The organism is Alcanivorax sp. 1008, from assembly GCF_020667895.1.
In the GTDB taxonomy this organism is placed as follows: domain Bacteria; phylum Pseudomonadota; class Gammaproteobacteria; order Pseudomonadales; family Alcanivoracaceae; genus PGZG01.
The window spans coordinates 1-3881 of the sequence record NZ_JAFMPS010000052.1 but is presented as its reverse complement, the minus strand read 5'-3'; the positions used below and the strand labels follow the sequence as shown (position 1 = coordinate 3881).

The 3881-nt window shown below is 48.6% G+C and carries 3 protein-coding genes and 1 tRNA gene; all 4 read right to left on the bottom strand.

The window, feature by feature from the left end; all coding sequences use genetic code 11:
* Positions 1–248 precede the first annotated feature (248 nt).
* The gene (locus tag J1C54_RS16105) at positions 249–1982 is read right to left on the bottom strand and encodes an adenylate/guanylate cyclase domain-containing protein (protein ID WP_229149933.1); all 1734 of its coding nucleotides are present in this window, start codon (positions 1980–1982) and stop codon (positions 249–251) included.
* Complete coding sequence (locus J1C54_RS16100) at positions 1972–2379, bottom strand: hypothetical protein (RefSeq protein ID WP_229149932.1); 408 nt, start codon at positions 2377–2379, stop codon at positions 1972–1974. Before J1C54_RS16100 ends, J1C54_RS16105 begins: the two co-directional genes overlap by 11 nt.
* A complete protein-coding gene (locus J1C54_RS16095; RefSeq protein WP_229149931.1) occupies positions 2379–3329 on the bottom strand; it encodes a hypothetical protein in 951 nt (316 codons plus the stop codon). The genes J1C54_RS16100 and J1C54_RS16095 overlap by 1 nt, the downstream gene beginning before the upstream one ends.
* A 425-nt stretch (positions 3330–3754) precedes the next feature.
* Positions 3755–3841, bottom strand: a tRNA-Leu gene (locus tag J1C54_RS16090).
* Positions 3842–3881 lie beyond the last annotated feature (40 nt).

Below are 3881 nucleotides of genomic sequence, written 5' to 3'. Positions count from 1 at the left end.
TTAACGTAACTTCTGCCGGAGCCGTTTACGAAGGCACCTTCAGCGGAACCCTGTACACCGCCGGTGGCACAGCCATAGCAATCACCAATGGCTTTTTCCGCAATGACGGATCGGAACTATAAGAGCAAAAACTCTGCATTGATTCGCAAGGATAGATAAAAGCGTTTTTTAGAAAGTGATGGAACAGGCCTTACCTTTTGCATGATAGATATGTAGAGGGTAAGGCGTTTTCTATTCCGGCACTCAAGTCAAGAACCCTCATCCGTCAGCTTTTTCAGGAATTGTTTCAGTTGATCTTTACCTTTATCGGAAATCAAAGCAGGATCAAACACCAGATTCAGCCCGCGCTCTTCAAGAATGGTTACTTCACCAGCACCCGGATGCTGGAATACTGCTTTATATAGTTTGACCGGCTCATGGAAGCCTTTCGGCGTGAATGTCTTTACGCTAATGCACGGAATCTGTTCTTTGACCAAAAGATAGGTATCTTCAGACAGGTATATGGTGCTGGGCTCAGCGGCAGATTCAATTCGGCTGGCCAAATTAACTGCCGAACCGACAATTGTGTAATCCATTCGGGCCTCTGTGCCAAAATTGCCCACCGTACAATACCCTGTGTGAATCCCTATTCTTATTTCAAATGGACTGGTGTACCCAGCGTTACGCCACTCGCTCTTTAGCTCATGGACGCGTTCCTGCATTGCCATGGCCATTTTAAGGCATTGCTGAGCATCCTCTGGAACCCCTAATGTTTGAGGGTCACCGAAGAAAATCATAATGGCATCGCCGATGTACTTGTCTATTGTGGCGCCATACTCCAAAGCGATTACTGTCATCTCACTAAGGTACTGATTCAAAAGCTGGGTCAGGTCCTCCGATTCCATTCGGTCAGTAGTATCGGTAAAACTTACGATATCGGAAAAGAAAATGGTGAGCTTCTTTCGGGAGGACCCTAGTGTGACATCTTTCTCCCCCTTGAAGATTGACTGGTAGATCTGTGGGGAGAGGTATTTCGACAGCTTATTGGACAGAGTTTGTAGCATCTCCGAACGACTTTTTTCCTCCACCAGGCGAAGCTGATTGATGCTTTCTTCCCTTAAGCGTTCTAGCGCCTGTTGAATACCGCTAAGCATGTGGTTGAAAGCAGCCGACAACTGCCCAATTTCATCCGCCCGGTCAACATCAACTCTCTGGCTGTAATCCTGCGTCTCCGTTATTTTCCTTGCCGCGTTGGCAAGATTTGTCACAGGCTTGATCATATAGCCTGCGACCAAATAGGCCACCGACACTATCGCAATCACACCAAATGCAAGCGCCAAAAAAAGCCTTCCGGAAAGATCACTCAGGGCTGAAAACGCAAACTCGCGGTCTTGCTCGAGCAAGACCGACATCTCTGGCCTGGTGACAAGACTCTTCTCAACCACCAAGGAATTAACCAGCGCTGTATCGTCGGCTTCTCTGTGGCCACTCGCCACCAATGTGAAATGGAGGTTTCGATCATCGGAAAACAATCTGGTCAGGTTGGTATTTTCATAGTTAACGTGCAGGTATCCAATGGTTCTTTCTTCGAAGCTGGACATAACAGGCACAGTCAAAAATGGTGTTCCTTCAAAGGCCCTGCCAATTTCCTCAGGTGCGCTGGATGCAATAACGACAGACTCAAGATTGGTGACAAAGAAATCGCCGTCGAGTTGAAGATCCTGCTTCCTGGAGATCAGCAGGCTCAGGATTCTCCTGTCTAAGTCCATGGTCAAAAGATCATCCATCACATCAAGGGAGGCAATGAATTTCATGTTGTTTTCAAGAGATTGGATTTTCCGGTCAAGACTGCTCACCATCAGATTGAGGTGATTCTCCATGTCAGAAAGCAACCGGTCTTCCGTATCGTTTCGATAAGCATGACCTAAAACGGTCATGGTAATTACATATGGGGCAAGGCTCAGTATGATGAGAATTGCAATTGTCTTGCTCCTAAAACTCATGCACCACCTTCAAGCCAGGATCAAGCATGGATTTGGGAAGATAGCCTATTGCCCCTTCGACGGTCTTTACGAACTGCTTAATAGACTCAAGAGAAGCTTGTGTAGCCGGTGGCGTCAAACCCTCAAAATGCCCCCTTATCCAATAGTTATTGATTTCCTCTCGACTCATTAAAAGGACTCTTTCCTCAAATAACGGCCTCGGCGATTTGCTACCTACAAGGTTCACCGGGATCAGTCTGGCTTTGCCGTATAGCTTGCGTTGTTTAAGAAAGATCGACTTGACCTTACTGCCATCAACAAAATCTATAGGACTATCCTTGGACACCACAACAACATAATCAGATGCACCCGCACCCATCGGCACCATCAGAATAATGAGCAGTAGAAGCACTCTCATCAGAAAAGCACCGATAGAGAAGTCAAGAACAGGTCATTGTTCGAATCGGCGTCAGCCTGAAATTCGGCCTTTAAAGAAACCGGATAAACCGGCCTGAAGCTATAACCAATAACACCAATCCGGGCCTGATCATTCACCCTGTTGTCGTCCAGGTATTCGACTCTGGAAACAATGGTATGTTTGGGGGCAAATCCATATTCCCACTGAAGATAGACCGCAGACGCATCGGCAGCAGGCAGGGCTAGCCGGTCACTGCTTACCCAGACTGCTTCCGAAGTCACCGTGGTGGCACCCTTTTTATAACGGGCACTTATAGCGCCATAGCGTGTCGTGTCTTCATTGGCCTCCTCAAACCAGCCGACACTGCCGCCTAGCTGCACACCTTCAAACAGTTCCTTCTCAAGGGAAATCCCGAAGTGTTTATCCACATCAATATTGACGTAGCGATCGTCGATATCCCCGTTAGCCTGCATGTACAGGTGATAGGAGATCGATTCGTCGAATGGCAGAAAGCCGTTCGCATCAATCCCGGAAAGGAATCTGGGAAACATCTGACTGGTAAGCAGGGGGCTTGACGTGGTTTCCCGCAATACATTGATTGGCTGACGGCTCCAGAAGCCAACAGGGGTAAGCTGCTTTCCAATACGAAAAGAAGCTACGTCAGCGTAATCGTAATCCACATACAAACGCTCTACCGCCGGCTTGGTATTGGCACGGTCGGTATCCGCCTCAAAGTCGACCTTGTAGAAATCTACGGATTCAAGTTCAACGAGATAAGAAAGTTTGTCACTAAGCTTGCCGTAGCCCAATACGGCAAGGTCTTCTAAGGTCAGGTAATCCTCAGTGTCAGACTTTTTGTATTCCGCAGAGAAGTAGCCGCCAACGGTCAAGGCTTCACTAATGTGATAGCCCCTGCCCAACTGGTATCCGTCCTCATCCGCTGCCAGCACGCTTGAGCACGGCAGCAGGAGCCAAACAGCAGGCCAACAAAGGATTAATTGGCGGAAATGCTTCAAGGGGTTATTCCATCCATTCCACGGCTCTCTCTATCGCCACTCATTCGGTAGCTGACATTAGCCCCACGAAACTGCTCGAGGCCTGACTTTGAGCGTAGCTTAGTGAGTAGAGCGGCACTTTTTGTTGTCTAGGATCAAACTAAGAGCAAAAAGCCCTCCGCGCGATGACGTTCAATGCGCTCCTGACACATGCCGTACGAAACTCTCAGAACGGCCTACGTGGCGCTGAAGGTATGGATTTGAGACAAGTGGCAGGGCAAGCCAGGATCTCCCAGTCAGCCGCACTATAAATGTAATAGCGCAGGACTTACGCTTTGATTGACATGTATTAAGTGAGGCCCTTTTGTTTTGGCCTTATTTGGTGCCCGGGGCCGGACTTGAACCGGCACGTCCCGAAGGACAAGGGATTTTAAGTCCCATGCGTCTACCAATTTCGCCACCCGGGCGGGGGACTTCAGGGGAGTATAGATGGAGGCGCGGGTCGGA